This window comes from Bradyrhizobium sp. ORS 278, assembly GCF_000026145.1.
Lineage (GTDB): Bacteria > Pseudomonadota > Alphaproteobacteria > Rhizobiales > Xanthobacteraceae > Bradyrhizobium.
In genome coordinates, this window is sequence record NC_009445.1 from 3,732,964 (window position 1) to 3,758,803 (window position 25,840).

The following is a 25,840-nucleotide window of genomic DNA, read 5'->3' on the forward strand; positions in this document are numbered from 1 at the left end:
GAAACCGCGAGCGGAGGATGGAATGCCAGCCGTACAAGAGACGGTCGACCGCGTCAGGCGGATCGACGTTGACCAATATCGCTATGGATTCGAGACGGTCATCGAATCCGAGAAGGCCCCCAAGGGCCTGTCCGAAGACACGATCCGCTTCATCTCGGGCAAGAAGAACGAGCCCGCCTGGATGCTCGAATGGCGCCTGGAGGCCTATCGCCGCTGGCTGACCATGCAGGAGCCGACCTGGGCGCGCGTCGACTATCCTAAGATCGACTTCCAGGATCTGTATTATTACGCCGCGCCGAAGCCGAAGAAGCAGCTCTCATCGATCGACGAGATCGATCCGGAGATCCTGAAGACTTACGAGAAGCTCGGCATTCCCCTGCGCGAGGTCGCCATCCTCGAGGGCGTTGAACCTGCGCCCGGTGCTGGCAGTCCGGAGACGCGCAAGATCGCGGTCGACGCCGTGTTCGACTCCGTGTCGGTGGCCACCACGTTCAAAGAGGAGCTGAAGAAGGCCGGCGTCATCTTCATGCCGATCTCCGAGGCCATCCGCGAATATCCCGAGCTGGTGCAGAAGTATCTCGGCAGCGTGGTGCCGACCTCCGACAACTTCTATGCGACCTTGAACTCCGCGGTGTTCTCCGACGGCTCGTTCGTCTATGTGCCGCCGGGCGTGCGCTGCCCGATGGAGCTGTCGACCTATTTCCGCATCAACGAGCGCAACACCGGCCAGTTCGAGCGCACGCTGATCATCGCCGACAAGGGCGCCTATGTGTCCTATCTGGAAGGCTGCACGGCGCCGCAGCGCGACGAGAACCAGCTGCACGCAGCCGTGGTCGAGCTCGTCGCGATGGACGACGCCGAGATCAAATACTCGACGGTGCAGAACTGGTATCCGGGCAATTCGGAAGGCAAGGGCGGCATCTACAATTTCGTCACCAAGCGTGGCGACTGCCGCGGCGCCAACTCCAAGATCTCCTGGACCCAGGTCGAGACCGGATCGGCGATCACCTGGAAATATCCGAGCTGCATCCTGCGCGGCGATAACTCTCGCGGCGAGTTCTACTCGATCGCGATCTCGAACGGCTTCCAGCAGGTCGATAGCGGCACCAAGATGATCCATCTCGGCAAGAACACGTCGAGCCGAATCATCTCCAAGGGCATCGCCGCGGGCCGCTCGCAGAACACCTATCGCGGCCTGGTGACGGCGCATCGCAAAGCGAGCGGCGCGCGCAACTTCACCGCCTGCGATTCGCTGCTGATCGGCGACAAATGCGGCGCGCATACCGTGCCGTATATCGAGGCGAAGAATTCCTCGGCGACCTTCGAGCACGAGGCGACGACGTCCAAGATCTCCGAGGACGTGCTGTTCTACTGCATTCAGCGCGGCCTCTCGCAGGAGGAGGCGGTCGGGCTCGTCGTCAACGGCTTTGTCAAGGACGTGCTGCAGCAGCTGCCGATGGAGTTCGCCGTCGAGGCGCAGAAGCTGATCTCGATCTCCCTGGAGGGGAGCGTGGGCTGATGGTCGAACCCGACAATCTTGTTCTCGAGCATCTCCGGGCCATCCGGTCGGACATGAGCAAGATGGCGGATTGGATGCAGACCCTCAGCGTCGAAATGACGGCGATCCGCCAGCACCTCGCAGGTGTCGTGACTATCCAAGATCACGACCACCAGGATATTGCAGCAATAAAAGTTCGGCTCGACCGCATTGAAAAGCGTCTGGAGCTGATTGACCAGGATCAGGACTGACCCATGGCACTACTCGAAATCAAGAACCTGCAGGTCCGCGTCGAGGAGCGCGAGATTCTCCACGGGCTGACGCTCACGATCGACGAAGGCAAGGTGCATGCGATCATGGGGCCGAACGGCTCCGGCAAGTCGACGCTCTCCCACGTCATCGCCGGCAAGCCGGGCTATGAGGTCACCGGCGGCGAGATCCTGTTCAAGGGCGAGGACTTGCTCGCCATGGATCCGGACGAGCGTGCCGCCAAGGGTGTGTTTCTGGCGTTTCAGTATCCGGTGGAAATCCCCGGTGTCGCCACCATGACCTTCCTGCGCACCGCGCTCAACGCGCAGCGCAAGGCGCGTGGCGAGGAGGAATATTCGACCCCGGACTTCCTGAAGAAGGTCCGCGAAATTTCCAAGCAGCTCAGCATTCCGCAGGACATGCTGAAGCGCGGCGTCAATGTCGGCTTCTCCGGCGGCGAGAAGAAGCGCAATGAGGTGCTGCAAATGGCGCTGTTCCAGCCGTCGCTCTGCATCCTCGACGAGATGGATTCTGGCCTCGACATCGACGCGCTGCGCATCGCCGCCGACGGCGTCAACGCGCTGCGCGCGCCCGAGCGCTCGATGATCGTGATCACCCACTATCAGCGGCTTTTGAACTACATCGTGCCCGACGTCGTTCACGTGATGTCGAAGGGCCGCGTCGTGAAGAGCGGCGGCAAGGAGCTCGCGCTCGAGCTGGAGGCGTCCGGCTACGCCCAGTTCGAGGACGCAGCCTGAGCCCGTGAATGGATCTGTGATGAACGTAGCTCTGGTCAAGAACGACAGCGGTCCGGCGGCGAGCAGCGTGTTCGCTGCCGCCCAGGGCCGGCTGCCCGGCGCCGGCAAGGTTGTTGAGATCCGGCGCGAGGCCTTCGCGGCTTTCGAGCGCACCGGCCTGCCGCACCGGCGCATCGAGGAATGGAAGTACACGGACTTGCGCGCCCTCGTGCGCGAGGTGCTGCCGCTGGCCGGCGCGCCGGATGCGGCGGCATTGGCACGGGCGAAGGCTGCGATCGCACCGATTTCGATCGATGGCGCGGCCAAGCTGGTGCTGGTCGATGGTGTCGTCGCCGCCGAACTGTCCGATCTCGCCGCGCTGCCGGCGGGCGTGGGTGTTCGAACGCTTCGTGCAGTGCTGGACGAGGCATCGAACGAGGCTATCGGTGACCTGCTGTTGACCAAGGTCAGCGATCCCATGCTGTCGCTGAACGCGGCGCTCGCGACCGACGGCGTTGTCGTGACGGTTGCCGATGGTGCGCAACTGACTGAGCCGCTGCACCTGATCCATGTCGCCACGGCGTCGAAGGCCGCACGCTACAGCCGCTCGCATGTGAAGGTCGGGCAGGGCGCCCGCGCGACCCTGGTCGAGACGTCGATCGCCGCCGAAGGCGTTGCCGCCTATCAGGCCAATGATGCCGCTGTCATCTGGGTCGGCGACGGCGCTCAGCTGTCGCATATCCGTCTGATGCGCGATGCCGCTGACGCGGTGAACGTCTCCTCCGAGCTGTTCACGGTCGGCGCCAAGTCGAAGCTCAGCCTGTTCAACATGACGAGCGGCGGCGCGGTCAGCCGGCTGCAGGCGTTCTTCACGCTCGCCGGCGAAGCCAGCGAGCTGATCGTCAACGGCGTCAACCTGCTGCGCGACAAGCAGCATGGCGATATGACCCTGGTGGTCGACCACGCCGTGCCCGGCTGCACCAGCCGCGAGAATTTTCGCGCGGTGCTGGACGATCGGGCGCATTCGGTGTTCCAGGGGCGCATCATCGTCCGCCAGGACGCGCAGCAGACCGACGGCAAGATGATGACGCGGGCCCTGCTGCTGTCCGACGAGGCCGAGGCCGACAGCAAGCCGGAGCTCGAGATCTTCGCCGACGACGTCTCCTGCGGCCACGGCGCGACCGCCGGCGCGCTCGACGAGAGCCTGCTGTTCTATCTGCGCGCCCGCGGACTGCCGGAAAAGCAGGCCCAGGCGCTGCTGATCCAGGCCTTCGTTGGCGAGGCAATCGAGGCAATCGAGGACGATGCTTTGCGCGAACGCGTCATCGCCGCCGCCGAGCACTGGCTGGAGTCCCGCGCATGAGTACGCATCCGGCTGTAAGCAACGGCAGCTACGACGTCGCCCGCATCCGCGAGGATTTTCCGGCGCTGGCGCTGCAGGTGTACGGCAAGAAGCTTGTCTATCTCGACAACGCCGCCTCGGCGCAGAAGCCGCGCGCGGTGCTCGACCGCATGACGCAGGCCTACACCAGCGAATACGCCAACGTGCATCGCGGCCTGCACTATCTCGCCAATGCCGCGACGGAAGCCTATGAGGGCGGCCGCGAGCGCGTGACGCGCTTCCTCAATGCCAGGCGCAGCGAGGAGATCATCTTCACCCGCAACGCCACCGAGGCGATCAATCTCGTGGCGTCGTCGTGGGGCGCGCCGAACATCGGCGAGGGCGACGAAATCGTGCTCTCGATCATGGAGCACCATTCCAACATCGTGCCGTGGCACTTCCTGCGGGAGCGTCAGGGCGCCGTGATCAAGTGGGCTCCGGTCGACGACGACGGCAACTTCCTGATCGACGAATTCGAGAAGCTGCTGACGCCGCGGACCAAGATCGTCGCCATCACGCAGATGTCGAACATGCTGGGCACGCTCGTGCCGGTGAAGGAGGTCGTGCGGCTGGCGCATGCGCGCGGCATTCCCGTGCTGATCGATGGCAGCCAGGCCGCGGTGCATCTCGCGATCGACGTGCAGGACATCGACTGCGACTTCTACGTCTTCACCGGCCACAAGCTCTACGGCCCGACCGGCATCGGCGTGCTCTACGGCAAATACGATCTGCTCGCCGCGATGCGTCCCTACAATGGCGGCGGCGAGATGATCCGCGAGGTCTCGCGCGATGTCGTCACCTATGGCGATCCGCCTCACCGCTTCGAGGCGGGCACGCCGATGATCGTCGAGGCTGTCGGCCTGGGCGCTGCGATTGACTACGTCAATTCGGTCGGCAAGGAGCGAATCGCCGCGCATGAGCACGACCTCGTGACCTATGCGCAGGAGCGGCTCCGCGAGATCAACGCGCTGCGGCTGATCGGCACCGCCAAGGGCAAGGGCCCGGTGATCTCGTTCGAGATGAAGGGCGCGCATGCGCACGATGTCGCGACCGTGATCGACCGCCAGGGCATCGCGGTACGCGCGGGCACGCATTGCGTAATGCCGCTTTTGGAGAGATTCAACGTCACGGCGACCTGCCGCGCCTCGTTTGGCATGTACAATACGAGGGAAGAGGTCGATCAACTGGCACAGGCATTGATCAAGGCGCGGGATTTGTTTGCATGACCGACACGGCCGACGTCAAAACGCAGTCCGTCGAAACCCACTCGGCTTTGCCGCCGGAGGAAACCGAACGGTTGTCCACGGAGATCATCGCCGCGCTCAAGACGGTGTTCGATCCGGAGATTCCGGCTGACATCTACGAGCTCGGCCTGATCTATAAGGTCGACATCAAGGATGACCGCAGCGTCGACGTTGTCATGACCCTGACGACGCCGAACTGCCCGGCGGCCGGCGAACTGCCGACGATGGTGGAGAACGCCATTGCCAGCGTCCCTGGTGTGGGCGTGGTGAGCGTCAACATCGTCTGGGAGCCGCAATGGACGCCGGACCGGATGAGCGACGAGGCCCGCCTCGTGCTCAACATGTGGTGAGGCACGAAGTTTGAATGACGGGCGGGATTGATTGACCGCCGGGATTGACCAGATGACCGATATGACCAATACGCCAGTCGCCAGCAAGCCGAAGCCGCGGCCCCGTCCGCAGGTGATGCGGCTGACAGACGCCGCGGCCACTCGTATCCGCGAGCTGACGCAGCGCGCCGAGTCCGAGATCATCGGACTGCGTGTCGGCGTGAAGAACGGCGGCTGCGCCGGCCAGTCCTACACGGTGGAATATGCCCATGACATCCGGCCGACCGACGAGGTCGTCGAGGACAAGGGTGTCAAGATCCTGGTCGACCCCAAGGCCGTGCTGTTCCTGCTCGGCACCGAAATGGACTACCAGACCGACAAGATGCAGGCGCAGTTCGTCTTCAACAATCCGAACCAGATCAGCGCCTGCGGCTGCGGCGAGTCGGTGCAACTGAAGCCTGCCGAAGTCTGAGCGTCGCTTTCCAGCCAGGGCGGGTCCGGGACATTGTTGCGTTCCGGACATTGACACGCGCCGTCCTCCCGGCCAACAAATCCTGACGAGACCGGAATTTGTGGGCGGGAGCGCGTCGCGATGGATCGCGAATTCCTGATCGATCTGTTTGCCGGCTTCGGACCGGTCACCATCCGGCGAATGTTCTCCGGCTTCGGCATCTCCGCCGACGGAATCAACTTCGCGCTGGCCTTGCGCAGTGGGCTTTACCTGCGCGCGGACGAAGCCAGCTACGACAAGTTCGAGGCCGCGGGATCCAAGCCGTTCTCCTATGAGACGCGCGCGCGGACCATGACCGTGCGGTCGTATTGGCAGGTGCCGGCGCATCTGTTCGATGACACCGACGAGTTTGCCGTCTGGGCGCGAGAGGCGTTCGCCGCGGCTCAAAGCGCCGCGCTGAGCAAGCGGACGAGGAAGAAACGGGTGGCCGCGCGAAGCCCGGAGTCGCCGAAGAAGAAGACCACAGCGCCCAAACCCCAAACGACAAAGGCCAGGCCGGCAAAGGCTCGGAAGAGCGCCAAGGCGACAAGCAAAGGTGCTTCAGCAGGCCAGAGCAGCCGCGCAACCGGAGCCTCGGCGCGGAAAGCGCCGCGCAAGGCGGCGAAGCAGGCGCGGTGAAAAGCCTAATCGCCGGACGAACGGCTTGCTTGCGTCAGGCGACCTGGCCGCGCGTCGCTGTCGCGTATTCGGGATCGCTCTCGCACACCACGCGATTGCGGCCGTTGTGCTTGGCGGCATAGAGGCAGGCGTCGGCGCGCTCGATCAGCGCGTCGGTGTCGTCGCCGGGGCGGAGCATGGAGACGCCGACCGAGATGGTCACGCGGCCCAGGATCTCGCCGGTCGACTTCTTCTTCAACTCTTTCGCGGTGACCGCGCGGCGAATCTGGTCGGCGACCGCCAGCGCCTGCCGCAGCGCCGTGTTCGGCAGCACCACCGCGAATTCTTCGCCGCCGTAACGCGCGGCGATGTCCTGCCCCTTGACCGCGTGCTTCAGCGTCAGGCCGACCAGGCGGAGCACCTGGTCGCCGGTGAGGTGACCGTAGGAGTCGTTGAACGACTTGAAATGGTCGATGTCGAACATCAGCAGCGACAAAGGCTGGTTGGTCGCAAGACCCGTCAGCACCGCCGTCTCGATCATGCGGTCGAAATACTTGCGGTTGCCAAGTCCGGTCAGCGGGTCGGTGAGGCTTTCGGCGCGAATGGCTTCCAGGCTGTGCTGCAGTCCGCTGATTTCATCCTTGGACAGCGACAGGCGCTCCTCGAGGATCCGGTTCGTCTCCCGCATCTGCTTGGTCGAATGCGCCAGTGCCTCGATGATGTCGACGAGCTGCTCGCGGCTGGTCGCAGAGGCGAGCATGCGATCGGCGCCGGCCAGGCTCGCATCGTAGCTCGCGGTGCGGCCGAGCGCGTCCGTGAGCATCCCCATGAGGTCGTCGATCTCGCCGACAACGCGCGCCCCGACCTTGTCGATGCGGTCTGACGCCTTCAGATGCGCGAGATAGGATTCGTAGAGCTGGTCGAGCTCGGACTGCGACAGCCGGCCGTTGCGCGCCAGCGTGCCGTTGATGATCTCGTTCAGCTGCGCATTGTAGCCGGTCGCGTAGACGTACCAGATCTCATAGTTGCGCGGATTGGCCGAGTGACGGAGTGTTTTAATCTGGCTGAGCGCGACTTCCGCGAAGGCCATCGTGCGTTCGTGTTCGTCAAGCGCATTGACCACAACAGGTTCTCCCCAATCGCCCGCGTTGCCGTCACAGCAATGAAATAAACAATGCCGGCAAGCTAAATGACGTTTGTGAACCGGGGGTAAATACGGCCGTAAAGTCACGGGCCAGCGCCATGCGTCGCTTCTACGCATGTCGTCATACTATATGCTCAGCAAGCTACATAACAATCGCGCTTGCGTCTCGCGACGAGGTTACGCGGGCCAAATGCCATGCTGAGAGCAGAGCACACGAGCTGACGCGAGCTCCAGCGATGATCCGCACGATGCCGAACTTGACCAATGTCATGTCGAGCGGACGGCGCGCGCCAACGAGGCTCCGGGCAACTCACCCTGAGTAGCCGGGAGCCCGGGTTTTCAAGGCAGCGGGGCGCGGACCGGGCGCAGCAGAAAGGCCGGAAGATGCGAATGATCGGCCGGCTCGTTGTCGTGGTCACGTCGCGGCCGGCGGGATTCGTTGCGCGGCTGCTCATGACGTGCGTTCGGCGCCGGGTGCGGCGCCGCGGGCTGCGCCGCACGCGGAGAGGCTGCGGCCGGACGCGGCTCACGCTCGCGCGGCTCGCGAGCTTCGCGCTCACGCGGTGCCTTGCCGCGGCTGCGCCGCGAGCTGTCGCGCGGACGACGCTCACGCGCCTCGTCATCGCGCGAGGACTCCTGCACCTCGTAGTCGCCTTCGATGGTCGGGATGCTCTGCCCGATCAGCTTCTCGATTGCCGCAACGGATTTCTGATCCGGCGGAGAGACGATGGAGATCGCGGTACCGGTGCGGCCGGCGCGACCGGTGCGGCCGATGCGATGGACGTAGTCGTCCGAATGATGCGGCACGTCGAAATTGAAGACATGGCTGACTTCGGGAATGTCGAGACCGCGCGCCGCCACGTCGGAGGCCACGAGCAGCGGCAGCTCGCCCTTGCGGAACTGATCGAGGGCGGCCATGCGCGCCGACTGGTCCATGTCGCCGTGCAGGGCGCCGACGCTGAAGCCGTGCTTCTGCAGCGACTTGTGAACGATGGCGACGTCGCGCTTGCGATTGCAGAAGATGATCGCGTTCTTGAGATCCTTGGCCTCGCGCAGCAGGCGGCGCAGCACCTCGCGCTTCTGATGCGCTTCGCGGCCCGAGGGGACCTGCAGCTGAGTCACCGTGACTGCGGTCGTGGCCGGCTTGGACACTTCGACCTTCTGCGGATTGTGCAGGAAGGCGTCGGTGATGCGCCGGATTTCCGGCGGCATGGTCGCGGTGAAGAACAGGGTCTGGCGGGTGAAGGGGACGAGCTTGCAGATGCGCTCGATGTCCGGAATGAAGCCCATGTCCAGCATGCGGTCGGCTTCGTCGATGACCAGGAGCTCGACGCCGGTGAGCAGGAGACCGCCACGTTCCGTATGATCGAGCAGGCGGCCCGGCGTCGCGATCAGGACGTCCACGCCGCGCGTCAACTTCGCGTCCTGGTCGCCGAAGGAGACGCCGCCGATCAGGAGCGCGACGTTGAGCTTCTGTCCGGCGCCGTAACGGTCGAAGTTCTCTTTGACTTGAGCCGCCAATTCGCGGGTCGGCTCCAGGATGAGGGTGCGCGGCATGCGTGCGCGGGCGCGGCCCTTCTCGAGGATGGTCAGCATCGGCAGGACGAAAGCGGCGGTCTTGCCGGTGCCGGTCTGGGCGATGCCGAGCACGTCTCGCCGTGCCAGCACATGAGGAATCGCCTGTTCCTGAATGGGAGTAGGGGTGGTGTATCCGGTGGCCGCAACTGCAGCCAACACCTTGTCGGACAAGCCGAGATTGGAAAAGGACATCGAGCCTCTGTGTCACGCGCCAACAGGCGACGGGGCGTCTGTTCGACGCCGCCGTTAGGAATCGAGGGGGTAAAATGCTGTGGCCGCGTACAACCCCGAAACGGCATGCTTTTGAAGCTGGGGGTTTTCTGACTGACGCAGACCCGCGGCCAGTGCTTGTGGAATCGAGTAGCGTTACCAAGCCGCGATGAGCAGAAAATAGGGTGAAATTGCCCAAAGTCAATGGAGCCGAGGGGTGAAGCTCCGAAAAAGCTTAATGTTTTTGCCGAAAATGCAGGCACTTAGACCCGTCTTTGGCCCAAATCGAAAGGACAACGGATGTTTTCCAAGGCGCGGCTCGACACCCTGAGCGACAGCATCTTCGGGGTCGCCATGACGCTGCTTGCGCTCGACGTCCGACTTCCCGACGATTTTCATCCCCGCGACGGCCAGGAGCTGATCGACGGCATCGTCAATCTCTGGCCGAAATTCTTTCCCTACGTGCTCAGCTTCGCCGTGCTGGGGTTGCGCTGGCTGGCGAATGTCCGGGTGCGGAGCCGCGCCGACGAGGTGCCGCGGGCGTATGTGCGATGGTGGCTGCTGTATCTGATGTTGATCACCTGCATTCCGTTCACCACCACCGTCGTCGGCCGCTTCGCGCATTTTGCGCCGGCCATCTGGCTGTATGCGGGGCACACGCTGCTCATCGCGCTGATCAGCTGGCGGATGGTCGCAATGACCCCTCATCTCGAGCCCGGCGACCATCTCCGCGACCGCCAGGTGTCGACGATGATGCTGATTGTGGCGTCGGCGTTGGCGATCCTGGTGAGCTTCGTCAATCCGACGCGGTCGCTATGGGCCTTCGCGCTGACGCTGCTCGCGCCCTTCATCCGGAGCTGGGAGAAGCAGCGGATGTCACCCGATTGAACCCCCTCTCGATCGATTTCGACTATGCCAAGAAGGTGGCGCCGGCTGGCCCGGAGGGGTATCCGGGCGACCCAGGACAGGAACGACGGATGCGCAGACCGATATTCAAGCTGATGCTGGCAGGGCTCGCGATCGCGGCGGCCGCGTTGACGCCGGCCTACGCGGAGAAGCGCGTCGCCCTCGTGGTCGGCAACAACGATTATCGCTACGTGCCGAAGCTGCAGAAGGCGGTCAACGACGCGCGCACGATGGGTGATACGCTGAAGCAGCTCGGCTTCAGCGTCATGGTCGCCGAGAACCTCAATCGCCAGCAATTCAGCCAGGCGCTGCTGGCGTTCGATAACGCCGTCGAGCCGGGCGACACCGCGTTCTTTTTCTACGCCGGCCACGGCTTCGAGATCGCCGGCCAGAACTTCCTGCTGCCGACCGACGTGCCGGCCGCGACCGAAGGGCAGGAGGAGCTGGTGCGCGACGCCTCGGTCCTGGCCGACCGCATCATCGAGCGGCTGCAGAACAAGAAGGCGCGCACGTCGATTCTCGTGTTCGACGCCTGCCGCAACAATCCGTTCGAGCGCGCGGGCACGCGTGCGGTGGCCGGAGGCGGTGGGCTGGCGCCGATGACGCAGCTGCCGGAAGGCGTGTTCTCGGTGTTCTCCGCCGGCCCGCGGCAGACCGCGCTCGACCGGCTCTCGAACGACGACGCCAATCCGAATTCGGTCTTCACCCGCACCTTCGCCAAGGAGCTGACGCAGCCCGGCGTCAATCTGGTGCAGGTCGCGCAACGCACGCGCCGCGTCGTCAGCGAGCTCGCCGAGACCGTGCGCCACAAGCAGATCCCGGTCTATTTCGACCAGATGGTGGACGATGTCTTCCTGAACGGCATGGCCAAGGGGCCGGCCGCGGCCGACAAGCCGGCCGAGACGCAGCAGAAGCTCGCAGCGCTGCCGCCCGTGTCCGCGCCGCCGCGGATTCCTCCGGCCAATGAGTCGTTGAACGCGCCGATCGCGATGTTCTCGCGCCATAATGGCGGCTGGACTATCACGTTCTCGATCGCCGATCCGACGCTGGGCATTTCCTGGCGGATGGGCGACGCAGGCGAGTTCCGCGAGACCGGCTTCATGGATGTGCTGGATCCGCGCACGCGCAAGCGCATGCCCAATCCGTCGATCCAGCTGCCGGCCGACGCGCCCGCCGGCACCATCCAGGTGCGTTACGTCGACGCGTCGGGCGAGATGCAGGGACCGTTTCCGATCCGCTTCGAGCCGGAGGCGGCGCTGGTCCGTGACCAGCGCAAGATTCTCGACATGACCTCGACCAGCTGGCTGTCGTTCCGCGAGTTCAACGGGCTGCTGGTCTACTACACGCATCTGATGTCGTATCGCTGCGCGATCCGCGAGGTGCGGATCGGCATCGATACGGCGGTGCCCGACAAGGTGCTGAACATGCCAGGCTGCGACATGAAGGATCCGATCGCGATCCCGTCGAATGCGACGCCTTACCTCAAGCTGCCGCCGTCGACGCAGTTCGTCTCGGTCGAGCTGACCTATCGCGACGGCAGCGTCTCGGAGATCAAGAGCTTTCGGCGCTGAGGCGCCGCGTCAGGCCATGATCGAGTAGCCGCCGTCGACGGGAATCGCAGTGCCCGTGACGAAGTCCGAGGCCGAGGAGCTGAGGAAGGTGGCGATACCGGCGAAGTCGTCGATGTGGCCCCAGCGCGCAGCCGGCGTGCGCGCCAGCACCCGGTCATGCAGGCCATCGATCTGCTGGCGGGCGGCCCGCGTCAGATCGGTGTCGATCCAGCCCGGCAGAATCGCGTTGACCTGAATGTTGTCGGGCGCCCAGGCGCAGGCACAGGCGCGCGTATACTGCACGATGCCGCCTTTGCTCGCTGCGTAGGCCGGCGCGAAGCTGGCGCCGAAGATCGACAGCATCGAGCCGATGTTGATGATCTTGCCGCCGCCATTGGCCTTGAGCGCGGGGTAGGCGGCCTTCGAGCACAGGAAGGCGCTGGTGAGATTGGTGTCGATCACCTCCTGCCATTCCTCGAGCTCGAGCAGATGCGGCGGCTTGCGGATGCTCATGCCGGCATTGTTGATCAGGATGTCGATCCGGCCGAGCGCCGCGGTGACACGCGCGACCATCGCGTCGACATCGTTCTTGTTGCGGACGTCGGCCGTCACAGCGATGGCGCGCACGCCGCGGCTGGCGAGATCGGCGATCGCCGCCTGCGACTTGGCCTCGTTGCGGCCGATGACGGCGATGTCGGCACCCGCATCGGCCAAGCCTCGGGCCATGCCAAGTCCGATCCCGCCGTTGCCTCCTGTCACGATCGCAACCTTGCCCCTCAGGTCGAAACGGCCTGTCATGCATCGTCTCCAAATCGAGTGCGGATAAGGTCAGCAGGTGCCCTGCCAGATCATCACCAGCCCGAGCGCGCCCATGCCGACGCCATAGCCGGCCCATTGCAGTTGGTTGATCATGAAGCTCGTGCGCGGCCAGGCCACCACGCCGGTGCCCTGGCCGACCCAGAACAGGCCGACAGCAAGCAGAAGCAGGCCGCCCATCATCAAGAATTTCCGCATGGCCACTCCTCCCTCATCGACGGCGCCACCGCATGGGAGACGCCGCTGCCGCCTTTTTTGTGAACGTGTTAGCAGCGGAAGCTAGCGGCGGACGGGCCTGATGACCAGCGTGTCGGAGCGGGGCCAAAAATAAAAAGCCCCGGATACACCGGGGCTTTTCGCAGTGACATGGATCAGACCAGAGCGTGGACCGCTCGATGGTAGATGCTCGCCTTTTGGCGATCAATACTTGCCGACCGGTCCGGTCCAGTTGAAGCGGTAGACCAGCGAGGTGCTGATGGTCTGCACCCAGGGCTTGAAGGTCACGGTCTGGAACGGAGCAGCGGCGCCGACGGCCGTCTCCGGGAGGGTCACGCGGCTGTAATAGGCCGAGCGGTACTCGGTCTTCATGAACCAGCCCGGCGCAGAGATGCCGAAGATGTTCAGGTTGTTCTCGACGCCGCCGCCGATGAACCAGCCGTCACGGTGGAAGGAGGGCGTGGTTGCCACGGTCGCACCGCCGCCCGCGGCCAAAGTGGACAGGTTTGTGCCCGACCAATCGGATCCGGAGTAGCCGCCATTGACGTAGGAGAGAACGTTCGGCGCCACGAGGTAGCCGACGCGGATACCGGCTGCGTAGCTCGTGCGCAGCTTCTCACGGCCTTCGAGGGCGAAGTTCGGATCGGTCAGCGAGCCGCGAATATCACCGAACTGGCCATCGGCGAACACGCCGGCCAGCCACGAGCCATTGAATTGCCAGTCGTAACCAGCACCGACCGTACCGAACCAGCCGTTGCCGCCGAGGCGCTGATCGCGCGTGATCGCCAAACCGCCAACCGTTTTGACGTTGCTGTCGGCGTTCCACAGACCACCGCCGCCACCGCCGAAGATGTAGAAGCCGGTCCAGCTCGGCGCGACCGGCGCCATCGGAGCCTTCACGTAGGGGCGGGCAGCCAAATCAGCCGCCGACGCGGCCCCCGTCATCGCGACCACCGCGGTCAGAGCGAGCAAAAGCTTTTTCATATTCAATTCCCCAAGAGATCGGCGGGTCGCGAGGACCGGAAAGCGGCGGCGATTCCCTCGCCAGTTGTGCCAGAACTATAGCCGATTGGTGCCCAAAAGCTGTTGCCGGGGGAGCACACCGGCGGGGAAAGTGCGCTGCGGGATGCGAGGCTCCGTGGTAACAAATTGTTTATAAAAGAAAAAAGCAGGCCCACGCGAACGCGTGGAACCTGCAATCGATACGAGACATCGGGTCAAAAGCTAGACGTCGAGCAACTCGTCGCTGGCGAATTCCGCCTTTTCCGAGATGAAGGCGAAACGCGCCTCGGCCTTGGTGCCCATCAGCCGCTCGACCGAGTCGGCGGTGCCATCGCGATCGTCGGCCAGCAGCATCACCCGGAGCAGGGTCCGCTTGGCCGGATCCATGGTGGTCTCCTTGAGCTGCGCCGGCATCATCTCGCCCAGGCCTTTGAAGCGGCCGATCTCGACCTTGGCATTGGCGTTGAACTCGCGCCTCAAAAGCTCATCCCTGTGGGCGTCGTCGCGGGCGTAGAACGTCTTGCTGCCATGGGTGAGCCGGTACAGCGGCGGCACCGCCAGATAGAGGTGCCCCTCGTCGATCAGCCGCGGCATCTGCCGGTAGAAGAAGGTGATCAGCAGCGAGGCGATGTGGGCGCCGTCGACGTCGGCGTCGGTCATGATGATGATGCGCTGGTAGCGCAGATCCTCTTCGCGGTACGACGTTCCGGTCCCGGCGCCGATCGCCATCACGAGGTCGGCGAGCTGGGCGTTGGCGGTCAGCTTGTCCTTGCCGGCGGAGGCGACGTTGAGGATCTTGCCGCGCAGCGGCAGCACCGCCTGCTTCTTGCGGTCGCGCGCCTGCTTGGCGCTGCCGCCGGCCGAATCGCCCTCGACGATGAACAGCTCGGAGCCTTCCGTCCCGGCGTCGGTGCAGTCGGCGAGTTTGCCGGGCAGGCGCAGCTTCTTGGTCGCGGTCTTGCGCGCCGTCTCCTTCTCCTGGCGGCGGCGGATGCGCTCCTCGGCGCGCTCGACGACGAAGTCGAGCAGCCTGTTCGCCTGCACCGGATTGCCCGACAGCCAGTGGTCGAACGGGTCCTTGACGGCCTGCTCGACGATGCGCTGCGCCTCGGCGGTCGCGAGTCGGTCCTTGGTCTGGCCCTGGAATTCCGGCTCGCGCACGAACACCGAGAGCATGATGGCGGCGCCCGCCATGATGTCCTCGGAGGTGATGTTGGCCGAGCGCTTGCCCTGGCCGACGCGCTCGGCATGGTCCTTCAGGCCGCGAAGGAGTGCGCTGCGGATGCCCGATTCGTGCGTGCCGCCGTCGGGCGTCGGGATGGTGTTGCAGTAGGACGACAAGAAGCCGTCGGCATCGGCCGTCCAGGCGACCGCCCATTCGCAGCCGCCATGGCCGCCGGTGCGGCCGGACTTGCCGGCGAAGATGTCCGGATGGACCAGCGTGTCGGCATGGATCGCTGCGGCCAGATAGTCCTTCAGGCCGCCCGGGAAGTGGAACGTCGCCTCGGGCTGGACGTCCTCGATGCCCTTGAGCAGCGACGGATCGCACTTCCAGCGGATCTCGACGCCGCCGAACAGATAGGCCTTGGAGCGGGCCATCTTGAACAGGCGCTGCGGCTTGAATGTCGCCTTGGCGCCGAAGATGGTCGGGTCGGGCTGGAAGCGCACCTTGGTGCCGCGGCGGTTGGGGGCCTTGCCGACCTCCTCGAGCTTGCCCTTGGGATGGCCGCGCTCGAAGATCATGCGGTAGAGCTTCTGGTTGCGCGCGACCTCGACCTCGAGCCGGGTCGACAGCGCGTTCACCACGGAGATGCCGACGCCGTGCAAGCCGCCCGAGGTCTCGTAGACCTTGGAGTCGAACTTGCCGCCTGCATGCAGCGTGCACATGATGATCTCGAGCGCCGACTTCTTCGGAAACTTCGGATGCGGATCAATCGGAATGCCGCGGCCGTTGTCGGTCACGGTCAGGAAGCCCTGGGCGTCGAGTTCGACCTCGATGAAGGTGGCGTGGCCGGCCAGCGCCTCGTCCATCGAGTTGTCGATGACCTCTGCGAAGAGGTGGTGCAGCGCCTTCTCGTCGGTGCCGCCGATATACATGCCGGGGCGGCGGCGCACCGGCTCCAGGCCCTCGAGCACCTCGATGTCGCGGGCGGTATATTCGCCCTCGGATCCGGCCGCGCGTGCGGCTGGCTTGGCTTGATGCTTGGTCTGGGCCTTGCCCTTGGCGGCGAACGCCGCCAGCGGGTCGGCGACCCCCTTGGCCTTGGCTTTTGCAGCTGATTTCAACGGCTTACCCATAGAATCTTGATGTTGCGCTGGCGCAAGATGGAACGAATCGTTGCGCCTGACTATGCCATGCCCCGGCATAAAACAATGACCTGGGAACGCGGACCATCGCAGGGACTGGCTGCCGTTCGGCGGTTCCTTGCGCTGAACCGGCCGCGTTCACGCGCCGCAGCCGGTTGTTGTGACTTGAAGTTGCCCGGCTCCGTGGCGTACCAGTCTGCGGTAGGGAACCGCGAAAGGCTTCAAGCACTTACAGCCGGGTCGCAGGAAAGGCGTCGAGCAGATGGAAGAGTTTGGCCGCGCGGTAGCCGAGTTCGTGCGCGACCATCAGGCCTGGGCTGCCCCGATCGTCCTGCTGCTGGCCTTCGGCGAGTCGCTGGCCTTCATCTCGCTGCTGATTCCGGCCTGGGGCGCGCTGGTCGCGATCGGCGCCCTGATTGGCGCCACCGGCATCAGCTTCTGGCCGGTCTGGCTGGCCGGTGGTCTCGGCGCGGCGCTGGGCGATTGGGTCTCCTATTGGTTCGGCTATCGCTACAAGGACCGCGTCGCCAGGATGTGGCCGCTGTCGCGCTACCCGGAGCTGCTGCCCCGCGGCGAGGCGTTCGTGCGCGACTGGGGCGTGCCGAGCATTTTCATCGGCCGGTTCTTCGGGCCGCTGCGCGCCTCGGTGCCGCTGGCGGCCGGCATCTTCGAGATGCCCTATGTGATGTTTCAGGTCGCCAATTTCGTGTCCGCGCTGGTCTGGTCGGCCGCGCTGCTGCTGTTCGGCGACGTGATCGGCCGCATCATGGAATGGCTGTGGCGCAGCGTGTGACGTGCGCCAGCCGCCTGCGACCTTGACGCAGGAACCCCACGGCCTTATACGCCTGCGCCCATGATCCACGCAGCGACCAATATGATCGCCGGAATGCGCCGTCGTACCCCCGCGGTACGGGCGATGATCTGCGTTTGAGGTCACAGCCCTTGCCGCCGGATCCGGTCCCGCGGCAAATCCTCTTCTTGCAGCGCGATTGATCAGGCGGCTCCTTCGTCCAGCAGGAGTTTGCGATGTACACGCCACCGCCTTTCAAGCCCGACCGCGCCGCGAGCCTCGGCTTCGCGGACGCGCGCGGCTTCGGCACGGTCTGCGCGTGGGACGGCACCAAGCCGATCGCATCGTCGCTGCCGTTCCATCTGGGCGCGCTGGCCGACGGCACGCCGCAGGCGTTCTTCCATGTCGCCCGCAACAATCCGCTGGCGAGGCTCGCCGACGGCGCGACGCCATGGCTGCTCGCGGTCAACGGTGCCGACGCCTACGTATCGGCCGACTGGTACGTCTCACCCGAGCAGGTGCCGACCTGGCTGTATCAGGCGGTGCACCTGACCGGCCCGGCTCGGCTGTTGTCGGACGCCGAGCTGGCGGCGCAGGCCGACGCGCTCAGCGCCAAGTTCGAGCAATGGCTGTTGCCGAAGCCGCCTTGGACCTCGGACAAGATGACCACGGGCCGGCTCGAGGCGATGCGCAAGGCGATCGTCGGCATCGTCATGACGATCGATGCGGTCGAGGGCAGCTTCAAGCTCAACCAGCACAAGTCCGAAGCCGACTATGCGGCCGTGGCCACCCGGCTCGGCGAGCAGGCCGACATCGGTGCGCAACAGATTTCCTCTCTCATGCGGCAGGCGCGGCCCGAGGCCTTTGCCGGCGAACCCCAGACCTGAAGGAGCGTGTGATGTCCGTGATCGATAGCAACCCGCCGAAGGCACAGACCGCCACCGGCACCGCTGCCCGCTCCGTCTTCGTCGACGGGGGCTCAGGGACGACGGGTCTCGGGATCGCCGAGCGGCTCGCGCATCAGAGCGACATCGTCGTGAAGACCATTGCTGACGACAAGCGCAAGGACCCGGCCGCCAAGCAAGAGCTGATGGCCGAGGTCGACCTCGTCATCCTCTGCCTGCCGGATGATGCGGCCAAGGAGACGGTCGCCCTGGTCGACAGCATGGGCGCGTCGGCGCCGAAGGTGCTGGATGCGTCGACCGCGTATCGCGTCGCGCCGGACTGGGCGTATGGTTTTCCCGAGCTTGCCGCCGACCAGGCCGACAAGATCCGCAACGCGCGCAAGGTCTCCAACCCCGGCTGCTACCCGACCGGCGGTATCGCGCTGCTGCGGCCGCTGGTCGATGCGGGCCTCTTGCCGCAGGACTATCCGATCATGGTGAACGCCGTCAGCGGCTATTCGGGCGGCGGCAAGACCATGATCGCGGCCTATGAGAACGGCACCGCGCCGCATTTCGAGCTCTATGGCCTCGGCTTGGAGCATAAGCACCTGCCGGAGCTGCAGCTCTATTCGAAGCTGACGCGGCGGCCGATCTTCATTCCCTCGGTCGGCAACTACCGCCAGGGCATGCTGGTCTCGGTGCCGCTGCAACTCGAGACGCTGCCGGGCAAGCCGTCGGGAGCGGACCTGCATGCCGCCCTGGCGAAGCACTATGACGGCAGCAAATGCGTTTCGGTGATGCCGCTCGAGAGCGCGGCCAACACGAGCGGCAAGCTCGAGCCCGAAGGGCTCAACGAGACCAACCAGCTCGAGCTCTATGTCTTCGCCAGCGAGAAGCATCATCAGGCGGTGCTGGTGGCGCGGCTCGACAATCTCGGGAAGGGCGCCTCGGGTGCGGCCGTTCAGAACATGCGGCTGATGCTGGGTCTGCCCGATCTCGCCTGAGATCGGACGGAATCATCCGGCCGGACTTCTGCCGGCCGCCGCAGGGATGCACGGCCAGACATCGATGGGTAGACACATGACCACCTATGACCTCAACGATCTGCCCGTTACCATCAACGATGTGCGCGCCGCTGCTGACACGATCAGCGGCGCGGTGCTCACCACGGCCTGCAACCAGAGCCGGACGCTCGGCGAGATCTGCGGCTGCAACATCTGGCTGAAGTTCGAGAACCTGCAGTTCACGTCCTCCTTCAAGGAGCGCGGCGCGCTCAACCGGTTGAATGCGCTGTCGTCAGAGCAGAGAGAGCGCGGCGTGATCGCGATGTCCGCCGGCAATCACGCGCAGGGCGTCGCCTACAACGCGCGTCGCCTCGGCATTCCCGCAACCATCGTGATGCCCGTGGGCACGCCGATGGTGAAGGTGGAGAACACCCGCCGGCACGGCGCCGAGGTCGTGATCTCCGGCGCCACGCTGGAGGAAGCAGGCACGTTCGCGCGGGAGCACGGCGCGGCCCGCGGCATGACCATGATCCATCCGTATGACGATCCGCTGATCATTGCCGGGCAGGGGACGGTCGCGCTGGAGATGCTGGCCGTCGTTCCCGAGCTCGACACGCTGGTGGTGCCGATCGGCGGCGGCGGGCTGATCTCGGGCATCGCGGTCGCGGCGCGCGCGCTCAAGCCATCGATGCGGATCGTCGGCGTGCAGGCCGAGCTCTATCCCTCGATGTACAATGCCATCAGCGGGCGGTCACTGCCGATGCGCGGCGATACGCTGGCGGAGGGCATCGCGGTGAAATCGCCGGGCCGGATCACGACCGAGATCATCCGGCATCTCGTCGACGAGATCCTGCTCGTCACCGAGCCGCAGATCGAGCGTGCGCTGGCCACCTTGATCTCGATCGAGAAGACCGTGGTCGAAGGCGCCGGCGCCGTCGGCCTTGCCGCGGTTCTCGCGCATCAGGATCAATTTGCGGGCCGCAATGTCGGTCTCGTGCTGTGTGGAGGCAATATCGACACCCGGCTGATCGCCTCGGTGCTGACGCGCGAACTCGCCCGCGAAGGCCGGCTGACCCAGCTGTCGATCGATATCGTCGATCGTCCGGGACAGCTCGCCGCGGTGTCCGCGCTGCTGGCCGATGCCGGCGCCAACATTATCGAGGTCTCGCATCAGCGCACGTTTTCCGACTTGCCCGCCAAGGCGACCTTGCTGGAACTGGTGATCGAGACCCGCGACCAGGCGCATCTCAACGAGGTGATGGACAGGCTGGTCGCAGCCGATTTCAAGGCGCGCTGCACCTGAGCGAGCCTCCCACTGCTACCGATTTTGGAACGTCATCGATGTTCAAGACCATTCGACACATCTCCGACGTCGAGCCTGCGGTCGCGGGCAAGAAGGAGATCCGCTTCCTCTCCCAGCCCAACGGCATCACGGTCGGCTGCTATCTGTTCATGGACTCCAAGACCTTCGACTCGCCGGAGGCGCTGGAGTGCCGCGGCATCGCGTTCGATCGCGCCGGCCGCATCGTATCGCGGCCGCTGCACAAGTTCTTCAATGTCGGCGAGAAGGAATGGCTGGCGCCCGACCGGCTGCTGTCCCGCGACGACATCGTCGCGATCTATGACAAGCTCGACGGCAGCATGGTCGCGACCGCCTGGGTCGATGGTCAGCTGACATGGCGGTCGAAGAAGTCGTTCAACTCGGATGTGGTCCGTCTGGCAGCACAGCTGATGGAGCAACCAAAATACGTCCGCATCAACGCCTTCGCCAAGGAGGTCGCGAGCGCCGGCATGACCGCGATCTTCGAGCTGACCCATCCGGAGGCGCGGATCGTCGTCGCGCAGGAGCAACCCGAGCTGTGGTTGCTGCATGTGCGCGACAACGTCACCGGCCGGTATGTCATGCTCGATGGGGATCACGCCATTCATGAGCTCATCGCCCGCCACAGCGTCCCGCTGGTGCATCGGTTCGACGGACTGTCGCTTGCGGCCGCTATCGACTCGCTGGCTGACATGGAGGGCAGGGAAGGCTATGTCATCCAGTTCGCCAGTGGCGAGATGGTCAAGATCAAGTGCCCCTGGTACGTGCGCATCCATCGCAGCCTGTCGTTCCTGCGCGAGCGCGACATCGCCACGCTCGCGCTCAAAGAGGAGCTGGACGACGTCAAGGGTCACCTGGTCGAAGCCGGCATTGACCTTGCCGCGGTGAATGAGGTCGAGGCGCGACTCAAAGGCATGCTCTCCGCGTTCCTGGATGAGATCGAGGCGATCTATCAGCGCGACCGCGATCTCGACCGCAAGAGCTTTGCGATCGCCAACAAGGAGCATCCGCTGTTCGGCCTGGCGATGCAGCGCTATCTCGGCAAGGAAGTCACCTTGCTCGAGTGGTATGGACGCACGCGGCTGAAGGACGATTTCAGCCTGCGTCCTCTGGTCAATGACACGCTGATCGACGCTCTCGACGGCTGACGTCGCTCCGCGGTGTCGCAGCACGCGTTCGCCCAGCGGTGCTCGCCTCGTCGCCCGGCGGCGTCCCGCTTCCCTTTTTTGTTCCGAATAAGCTTGCACAGGACACCGGAGGGAACCCGCGCGTGCGCAGCGCAGCATCTTTGCTGCACGCGCGAAGCTCTCTTGTGAGGTTTTCAGGTCAGATTTTTAGTTGCGCACCTCAATTTTTGAGGACAGGATTGCTTCAACAAAAAAGACGGTTGGGAGGATTCTGATGAGACTGCTTGCGAAGCTTGGCCTCGCCGCGGCTGCATGCCTTGTTGGGGCGAGCGCCGTTCTAGCCGACACCACCGTCAAATGGCTGCACATCGAGGTCAACCCGGCCCAGGTGAAGATCTGGGAGGAGGTGGCGCGCGCTTATGAGGCGTCGCATCCGGGCACGAAGATCGAGATGCAGTTCCTGGAGAACGAGGCCTACAAGGCCAAGCTGCCGACCATCCTGCAATCGAAGGATCGCCCGAACATCATCTACAGCTGGGCCGGCGGCGTGCTGAAGGCGCAGATCGAGGCCGGCGTTCTCGAGGACATCACCGACCAGGTGAAGGGCTACAGCGACAGCATCACGCCGGCGGCGCTCGCCGCTTTCACCGACAAAGGCCGCGTCTACGGCCTGCCGATCGCACTCTCGCAGGTCGGCTTCGTCTGCAACAGGGAGCTGATGGCCAAGGCCAAGGTCGATCCTGCAGTCATCAAAACCTGGGATGATCTGCTGACCGCCGTCAAGACCTTGAAGGCTGCCGGCGTCACGCCGATCGTGGTGGGCGGCGCCGACAAATGGCCGCTGCACTTCTACTGGACGCACCTCGCGGTGCGCCTCGGCGGCAAGCCGGCGTTCGAGGCGGCGCTCCGCGGCGAGAATGGCGGCTTCGCGGCCGACACCTTCGTCAAATCCGGTGAGCTGTTCAAGCAATTGGTCGACCTCCAGCCGTTCCAGAACGGCTTCCTCGGCTTCAAGAACCCGCAGGCCGTCGGCTATTTCGGTGACGGCAAGGCGGCCATGACGCTGGCGATCAGCTCGGTCTACAATCTGCAGCGGGCGCTCGCGGCCGACAAGGTGGGCTTGGGCGAGGACAAGATCTGCTGGTTCGATTTCCCGACCGTCGCGGACGGCAAGGGCGCGCCGACGGACACGCTCGGCGGTATCACCGGCTGGCTCGTCACCAAGGGTTCGCCGAAGGAGGCGGTCGACTTCCTGAAATACTTCATCTCGAAGGATGTGCAGACGCGGCTTGCGGCGGGCAACTTCATTGTCCCGGTGGTGCAGGGCGCCGAAGCCGGCCTCACCAACTCCTTCATGAAGCAGATCGCGGCCAATCTGGCGAAGTCGAACTATCACCAGAACTTCTATGACCAGAGTCTGGGTCCGTCGGTCGGCCGCGTCGTCAATGACGTCAGCGCCGAGATTGCTGGCGGCAGCATGAGTCCGCAGGACGCCGCCAAGGCCATCGAAGCGGCGCGGAAACAGGGCAACTGACGTGGCGCGTCCGATCGCGAGTACCCCGGCCATGCAAGTTGCGCGGCCGAAGCTCGCCGCGCATGCCAGCCGCGGCCCGAGCTGGGATGGCCGATTTACGGTCATCGTCCTGTTCCTGCCGCCCGCGCTGCTGCTGTTCACGCTGTTCGTGGTGCTGCCGATAGGCGAGGCCGCCTGGTATTCCGGCTTCAACTGGAACGGGTTCGGCCGGCCGACGAACTGGATCGGATTCGACAACTATCGGTTCGTGCTGGAGACGCGCGCGTTCTGGCTCGCGCTGCGCAACAACGGCCTGATCATCGCGGTCTCGCTGTGCGTCCAGCTCCCGCTGGCGCTGACGCTGGCCCTGATGCTGGCGGAGCGGTTCCGCGGCGCGGTGGCGCTGCGCATGCTGTTCTTCATGCCCTACATCCTCGCGGAAATCGCGACCGGACTGATCTTCAGCTTCGTCTATGACGGCGACTACGGGCTCGTCGCCTCGATCTGGCGCAGCTTCGGCGCCGAGCCGCCGCACCTGCTCGCTTCGACCGACACCGCGATGCTGGCGGTCTTGATCGTGATCGTCTGGAAGTATTTCGGCTTCCACATGATGCTGTTCATCGCGGCGCTGCAGAGCATCGACAGGAGCCTGATCGAGGCCGCCCGGATCGACGGAGCGACGCGGACGCAGAGCCTGCGCCACGTGGTCATTCCCTTGCTCCATCCCACGATCCGGCTGTCCGTTTTCTTTGCCATCATCGGCTCGCTGCAGCTGTTCGATCTCGTCATGCCGCTGACCCGCGGCGGCCCGGCCGATTCCTCGAACACGATGGTCAGCTTCCTCTACAACAACGGCATCTCCCGCATGCGCGTGGGCTACGGCAGCGCCATCGGCGTCATCCTGTTCGTGATCTGCGTGACCTTTGCCTTCACCTACAAGCGATGGTTCATGCGCGATGAATAGGGCCGAGACCACAAGAGAGCCCTTTGATCCGGCGGTGCTGTTCAAGGCGGCATTCCTGACGATCGTCGCCGTGTTCGTGCTGGTGCCGCTGCTGGCGACCGCCCTTGGCGGCTTCAAGTCGCTCGGCGAACTGCGCGTCAACCCGTTCGGCCTGCCGCAACATTGGGAGTGGCAGAATTATGCGGACATCCTGTTCTCCGGCCGCTATTGGCAGTTGCTGCGCAACTCGCTGATCATCTCGACGCTCACGGTGTTCCTGACCCTGATCGTCGCCTCGATGGCGGCGTTCACCTTTGCCCATGTCCGGTTCTTCGGCAGCTCGATGCTGCTGAGCTATCTGACGCTGGGCTTGCTGTTTCCAGCAGCCACCGCGGTACTGCCGCTGTTCATCAAGGTGCGCGATCTCGGCCTGCTCGATACCTATTTCGGCGTGGCGCTGCCGCAGGTCGCGTTCAGCCTCGCGATGAGCGTGCTGCTGCTGCGCCGCTTCTTCAAGGACATCCCTTACGAACTGCTCGAGGCGGCGCTGGTCGACGGCTGCAGCTACGTCAAATTCTTTCGCTACGTGACCTTGCCGCTGTCGCGGCCGATCCTCGCCACCGTCGGCACCATCACCTTCGTCAACAGCTGGAATGCCTATCTGCTGCCGCTCGTGATGCTCAACACCGATGCGCTATACCCCTGGCCGCTCGGCATCATGGTCTATCAGGGCGAGTATTCGTCCGAGTGGCACCTGATCCTCGCCTTCATCACCCTGACCATCCTGCCCACCATCATCCTGTTTCTCCTGGCGCAGAAGCACATCGTCGCCGGCCTGACGTCGGGCGCGGTCAAGGGATGAACCAGATCTCACGGAGAATGCTATGAGACGCGTCGGTATCGGCATCATCGGATGCGGCAACATCAGCACCGCCTATCTGAAGGCGGCGCAGCGGTTCCCCGTCCTCGATATCAAGGCGCTCGCCGACATGCGCAGCGACGCGGCCGAGCGGCAGGGCGCAACCTTCGGCCTGCCGGGAATGCGGGTCGACCAGCTGCTCAAGCGCGACGACATCGAGATCGTCATCAACCTCACCGTGCCGCTCGCCCATACCGATGTCAGCCTGGCGGTGTTGAATGCCGGCAAGCACGTTCATTCCGAGAAGCCGCTCGGCATCGATGTGGCGGAAGCCCGCAAGGTGATCGAGCTCGCCGCGCAAAAAAATCTGCGCGTCGGCTGCGCGCCGGACACTTTTCTTGGCGGCGGGCATCAGACCGCGCGCAAGCTGATCGACGATGGCGCCATCGGAGCGCCCGTCGCCGGCAGCGTCTTTTTCGGCTGTCCGGGCCATGAGCGCTGGCATCCTGCACCCGGCTTCTACTATCTTCGCGGCGGCGGGCCGATGCTCGATATGGGACCGTATTACATCACCGATCTCGTGCAGCTGCTCGGTCCGGTCGCGAGCGTGATGGGCTCGACGGCGCGCCCGCGGGCCGAGCGCCTCGTCACCAGCCAGCCGATGAACGGCACGTTGATCCCGGTCGAGGTCGCGACCCATGTCGCGGGGACGCTCGAATTCGAGAGTGGTGCCGTCGTGTCGGTCACGATGAGCTTCGATGTCCCCAAACATCGGCACGCCCCGATCGAGATCTATGGCGATAAGGGCAGCATGCTGGTGCCTGATCCCAACCGCTTCGGCGGCGAGGTGCAGGTCGCCAAGACCGGCGGTGACTGGGAGACGATGCCGCTGACGCATGGCCATGTCGACGGTGAATTCCGTTCGATCGGGGTTGCCGACATGGCCACGGCGATCCTGAACGACCGCCCGCATCGCGCCAGCGGCGCGCTGGCCTTCCATGTCCTGGAAGTGATGGAGGCGTTCCAGACCTCCGCCAACGAGGGCCGGCGCGTCAAGATCGAGAGCCGCGTCGAGCGGCCGGCGGCGCTGCCGGCAGGACGCGAAACCGGACAGATCGACTGAG

The 25,840-nt window shown here is 64.7% G+C and carries 25 protein-coding genes; 19 read left to right on the forward strand and 6 right to left on the reverse strand.

Annotated elements, in window-relative coordinates; translation table 11 throughout:
* The first annotated feature begins 22 nt into the window (after window positions 1-22).
* From sufB to BRADO_RS16550, 8 genes are all read left to right on the forward strand, one after another.
* A complete protein-coding gene (gene sufB, locus BRADO_RS16515; RefSeq protein ID WP_011926465.1) occupies window positions 23-1,519 on the forward strand; it encodes a Fe-S cluster assembly protein SufB in 1,497 nt (498 codons plus the stop codon).
* Window positions 1,519-1,749: a hypothetical protein gene (locus tag BRADO_RS16520; RefSeq protein WP_011926466.1), complete on the forward strand. Its 231-nt coding sequence runs from the start codon at window positions 1,519-1,521 to the stop codon at window positions 1,747-1,749. The genes sufB and BRADO_RS16520 overlap by 1 nt, the downstream gene beginning before the upstream one ends.
* Window positions 1,750-1,752: 3 nt before the next feature.
* Window positions 1,753-2,505, forward strand: coding sequence for a Fe-S cluster assembly ATPase SufC (gene sufC / locus BRADO_RS16525; RefSeq protein WP_011926467.1), 753 nt, complete (start codon window positions 1,753-1,755; stop codon window positions 2,503-2,505).
* 19 nt (window positions 2,506-2,524) lie between these two features.
* Window positions 2,525-3,847: a Fe-S cluster assembly protein SufD gene (sufD, locus tag BRADO_RS16530; RefSeq protein WP_011926468.1), complete on the forward strand. Its 1,323-nt coding sequence runs from the start codon at window positions 2,525-2,527 to the stop codon at window positions 3,845-3,847.
* Window positions 3,844-5,091, forward strand: coding sequence for a cysteine desulfurase (locus tag BRADO_RS16535; RefSeq protein ID WP_011926469.1), 1,248 nt, complete (start codon window positions 3,844-3,846; stop codon window positions 5,089-5,091). The genes sufD and BRADO_RS16535 overlap by 4 nt, the downstream gene beginning before the upstream one ends.
* Entirely contained in the window at window positions 5,088-5,459 is a 372-nt protein-coding gene (locus BRADO_RS16540; protein ID WP_011926470.1) for an SUF system Fe-S cluster assembly protein, read from the forward strand. The genes BRADO_RS16535 and BRADO_RS16540 overlap by 4 nt, the downstream gene beginning before the upstream one ends.
* A gap of 61 nt (window positions 5,460-5,520) precedes the next feature.
* On the forward strand, window positions 5,521-5,910 hold the full coding sequence (locus BRADO_RS16545; protein ID WP_011926471.1) for an iron-sulfur cluster assembly accessory protein: 390 nt from the start codon (window positions 5,521-5,523) through the stop codon (window positions 5,908-5,910).
* A gap of 120 nt (window positions 5,911-6,030) precedes the next feature.
* Window positions 6,031-6,567 (forward strand): TfoX/Sxy family protein, encoded by a 537-nt coding sequence (locus BRADO_RS16550; protein WP_011926472.1) that lies wholly within the window; start codon window positions 6,031-6,033, stop codon window positions 6,565-6,567.
* Between the two features lie 34 nt (window positions 6,568-6,601).
* On the opposite strand, the gene BRADO_RS16555 is transcribed toward BRADO_RS16550, so the two are convergent.
* Together BRADO_RS16555 and BRADO_RS16560 are read right to left on the reverse strand one after the other, a co-directional pair.
* Window positions 6,602-7,669 carry a GGDEF domain-containing protein gene (locus BRADO_RS16555; protein WP_011926473.1) on the reverse strand — a complete coding sequence of 356 codons (1,068 nt, stop codon included), beginning with the start codon at window positions 7,667-7,669 and terminating at the stop codon, window positions 6,602-6,604.
* A 360-nt stretch (window positions 7,670-8,029) separates the two neighbouring features.
* On the reverse strand, window positions 8,030-9,460 hold the full coding sequence (locus BRADO_RS16560; protein ID WP_011926474.1) for a DEAD/DEAH box helicase: 1,431 nt from the start codon (window positions 9,458-9,460) through the stop codon (window positions 8,030-8,032).
* Window positions 9,461-9,778: 318 nt separating this feature from the next.
* Between BRADO_RS16560 and BRADO_RS16565 the strand changes: the two genes are divergently transcribed.
* Window positions 9,779-10,366, forward strand: a complete 588-nt coding sequence (locus tag BRADO_RS16565; protein ID WP_011926475.1) for a TMEM175 family protein — start codon at window positions 9,779-9,781, stop codon at window positions 10,364-10,366.
* A gap of 89 nt (window positions 10,367-10,455) precedes the next feature.
* A complete protein-coding gene (locus BRADO_RS16570; RefSeq protein WP_011926476.1) occupies window positions 10,456-11,955 on the forward strand; it encodes a caspase family protein in 1,500 nt (499 codons plus the stop codon).
* A 9-nt stretch (window positions 11,956-11,964) separates the two neighbouring features.
* On the opposite strand, the gene BRADO_RS16575 is transcribed toward BRADO_RS16570, so the two are convergent.
* From BRADO_RS16575 to parE, 4 genes are all read right to left on the reverse strand, one after another.
* On the reverse strand, window positions 11,965-12,732 hold the full coding sequence (locus BRADO_RS16575) for an SDR family NAD(P)-dependent oxidoreductase (RefSeq protein ID WP_011926477.1): 768 nt from the start codon (window positions 12,730-12,732) through the stop codon (window positions 11,965-11,967).
* 30 nt (window positions 12,733-12,762) lie between these two features.
* Window positions 12,763-12,948 (reverse strand): hypothetical protein, encoded by a 186-nt coding sequence (locus tag BRADO_RS16580; protein WP_011926478.1) that lies wholly within the window; start codon window positions 12,946-12,948, stop codon window positions 12,763-12,765.
* Between the two features lie 222 nt (window positions 12,949-13,170).
* Window positions 13,171-13,950 (reverse strand): outer membrane protein, encoded by a 780-nt coding sequence (locus tag BRADO_RS16585; RefSeq protein ID WP_011926479.1) that lies wholly within the window; start codon window positions 13,948-13,950, stop codon window positions 13,171-13,173.
* Window positions 13,951-14,190: 240 nt separating this feature from the next.
* Window positions 14,191-16,266, reverse strand: a complete 2,076-nt coding sequence (gene parE, locus BRADO_RS16590; protein WP_011926480.1) for a DNA topoisomerase IV subunit B — start codon at window positions 16,264-16,266, stop codon at window positions 14,191-14,193.
* Window positions 16,267-16,537: 271 nt separating this feature from the next.
* On the opposite strand from parE, the gene BRADO_RS16595 reads away from it, so the two are divergent.
* The 9 genes from BRADO_RS16595 (at window position 16,538) to BRADO_RS16635 (ending at window position 25,839) form a co-directional block, all read left to right on the forward strand.
* Window positions 16,538-17,068: a DedA family protein gene (locus tag BRADO_RS16595; RefSeq protein WP_011926481.1), complete on the forward strand. Its 531-nt coding sequence runs from the start codon at window positions 16,538-16,540 to the stop codon at window positions 17,066-17,068.
* A 233-nt stretch (window positions 17,069-17,301) separates the two neighbouring features.
* The gene (locus BRADO_RS16600; RefSeq protein WP_011926482.1) at window positions 17,302-17,952 is read left to right on the forward strand and encodes an FMN-binding negative transcriptional regulator; all 651 of its coding nucleotides are present in this window, start codon (window positions 17,302-17,304) and stop codon (window positions 17,950-17,952) included.
* A gap of 11 nt (window positions 17,953-17,963) precedes the next feature.
* Window positions 17,964-18,953, forward strand: coding sequence for an N-acetyl-gamma-glutamyl-phosphate reductase (gene argC / locus BRADO_RS16605; RefSeq protein ID WP_011926483.1), 990 nt, complete (start codon window positions 17,964-17,966; stop codon window positions 18,951-18,953).
* A 76-nt stretch (window positions 18,954-19,029) separates the two neighbouring features.
* Window positions 19,030-20,256, forward strand: coding sequence for a threonine ammonia-lyase (locus tag BRADO_RS16610; RefSeq protein WP_041756601.1), 1,227 nt, complete (start codon window positions 19,030-19,032; stop codon window positions 20,254-20,256).
* Between the two features lie 38 nt (window positions 20,257-20,294).
* The gene (locus BRADO_RS16615) at window positions 20,295-21,422 is read left to right on the forward strand and encodes an RNA ligase (RefSeq protein ID WP_011926485.1); all 1,128 of its coding nucleotides are present in this window, start codon (window positions 20,295-20,297) and stop codon (window positions 21,420-21,422) included.
* 253 nt (window positions 21,423-21,675) lie between these two features.
* The gene (locus BRADO_RS16620; protein WP_011926486.1) at window positions 21,676-22,935 is read left to right on the forward strand and encodes an extracellular solute-binding protein; all 1,260 of its coding nucleotides are present in this window, start codon (window positions 21,676-21,678) and stop codon (window positions 22,933-22,935) included.
* 1 nt (window position 22,936) lies between these two features.
* Window positions 22,937-23,878, forward strand: a complete 942-nt coding sequence (locus tag BRADO_RS16625) for a carbohydrate ABC transporter permease (RefSeq protein WP_011926487.1) — start codon at window positions 22,937-22,939, stop codon at window positions 23,876-23,878.
* The gene (locus BRADO_RS16630; protein WP_011926488.1) at window positions 23,871-24,719 is read left to right on the forward strand and encodes a carbohydrate ABC transporter permease; all 849 of its coding nucleotides are present in this window, start codon (window positions 23,871-23,873) and stop codon (window positions 24,717-24,719) included. Before BRADO_RS16625 ends, BRADO_RS16630 begins: the two co-directional genes overlap by 8 nt.
* A gap of 22 nt (window positions 24,720-24,741) precedes the next feature.
* Complete coding sequence (locus BRADO_RS16635; protein WP_011926489.1) at window positions 24,742-25,839, forward strand: Gfo/Idh/MocA family protein; 1,098 nt, start codon at window positions 24,742-24,744, stop codon at window positions 25,837-25,839.
* Window position 25,840: the final 1 nt, after the last annotated feature.